The 1,771-nt window shown below is 75.9% G+C and carries 2 pseudogenes; both read left to right on the top strand.

The features are described 5' to 3' along the window. A pseudogene (locus ACLEQD_RS42700) lies at positions 1-1,355 on the top strand (hypothetical protein); the annotation flags it as partial. Next, positions 1,289-1,771: pseudogene (locus ACLEQD_RS42695) on the top strand (TetR family transcriptional regulator); the annotation flags it as partial. The pseudogenes ACLEQD_RS42700 and ACLEQD_RS42695, both read left to right, overlap by 67 nt.

Genomic DNA, 1,771 nt, shown 5'->3' with positions numbered 1-1,771 from the left:
TGGCTCGCGGCCGGGACTTCGAGCGCGCGGAGCGCATCCTGGAGCGCCTGCCCGCGTCGCCCGCCGTCATGGGCGACCTGGCGCTGGCGGCCCTGGGCAGGAACGAGCCGGAGCGCGCGCTGTCCATGCTGGAGCTCGGCCTGGACTCCGCGCCGGACGACACGCGGCTGCACTGGAACCGGGGCCTCGCGCTCCAGGCGCTCTCGCTGGAGCTGGCCGCGGCGGAGGAGTTCTCCCGCGTGGCCCAGGCGAAGGAGCCCGGCTGGAGCACCGAGGCCCTGGAGCGCGCGGACGGCCTGCGCAAGGGCGCGCTGGCGCGGCGGGACTCGTGGAAGGCCATGAACGCGGCCGGCATGGCGCTGGCGCTGGACGGCACGCCGTACCCGGCCACCATGGCGCGGCGAAACCCGGACCTGGCGCGGCTGTACCTCTACCACGCGCTGCGCGCGGCCCCGTCCGTGGAGCGCGTGAAGGCGCTGGCGCCGCTGGCCGAAGTGCTGGACGACGCCACCCGCACGAAGACGGCCAGCGCGTACGTGGCCCGCGTCGCGGCGGCGGACTTCCACAAGCGCGGCCCGCTGGCGAACACCTACCGCGAGATATTGACCGGCACGCGGAGCCTGGAGGGCGCGGAGGCGGACGCGTTCCTCGCGCGGCTGCGGCGCTCCGGCGAGCGCGACCTGCTGCTGGGCGCCATCCTGCTGCTCCACCAGGAGGACCGCTTCGTCGACGAGCTGACGACGCTGGTCCGGCAGTCCGGCGAGCCCGCCTGGTACGACGCCCCGCTCGCCCGGGGCCGGGCGCAGGCGGCGCAGGACCGGGGGGACACGCGGACGGCGGAGACGTCCCTCCAGGACGGGCTGGCCGCGTGCCGGAGCGCGGGCTTCCAGTACCGCTGCGTGGACCTCCAGCGGCACCTGGCGGGCCTCTACAACCGGCTGGATCGCCGCAAGGAGGCCGAGTCGCTGGCCCGCGCCGCGCTGGAGGAGGCGTTCCGCGGCGACAGCTGGTACCAGGAGGAGCTGCTGCTGGCGGAGCTGGTGACGAGCGCACGGCTGAGCCACGCCCCGGCGCTGGCCGCGCGTTCCTGGACGAGTACGTCCAGCACGCGCCGGAGGACTGCGCGCGCCGCTCGGAGTACCACCACGCGCGGGCGCTCCTCTTCGTGGAGGACCTGGACGCGAAGCGGGCCCGGCGCGAGGTGCAGGACGCGCTCGGCTGTCCCTCCGCGCCCACGCTCCTGGAGGTGGCCGTCGCCGGAGACCTGCTGCGGCTGGAGGGCAGCGCGGTGCCGGGGCGCGAGCTGGACCGCGTGCGCGAGCGCATCCGCGTGCTGCGCGAGGACCCGTCGCTGACGGCCGGCGAGCGGCTGCTCGTGGACCACATCGAGGGGCGCATCCTCATCGAGCGCGACCGCGAGGGGGGCCGCAAGCTCCTGCGTGGGGTCATCACCGGCTCCGCGCTCCAGCGCTCCACCGACATCGAGGCGCGCAAGGCCTGGGCCCACAGCCACCACGTGCTGGTGATGGACGCAGGCCGGGCGAAGGAGTGGGGCCCCGCCGTGGACCTGCTCGCGGAGGAGGTGGACCGCACCGCGCCCACGTCGTGCCTGCTGGCGCTGGCCGGCCAGGACGAACGGCTGCTCTTCGTCGCCCGCGGCCCCACCGGCGCGAGCAGCGGGCTGTACCTCGACGCCCTGAAGCGGCCCCTGCGCGAACAGGTGCCCGCGGTGCCCGAGCCGCTCCTCCAGGTGCTCGCCGGCTGCGACGCG

It is taken from the genome of Corallococcus sp. 4LFB (assembly GCF_046520365.1).
Lineage (GTDB): Bacteria > Myxococcota > Myxococcia > Myxococcales > Myxococcaceae > Corallococcus > Corallococcus caeni.
Note: the sequence above shows the minus strand (reverse complement) of the source record. Positions and strands in the feature narration are given on the sequence as shown.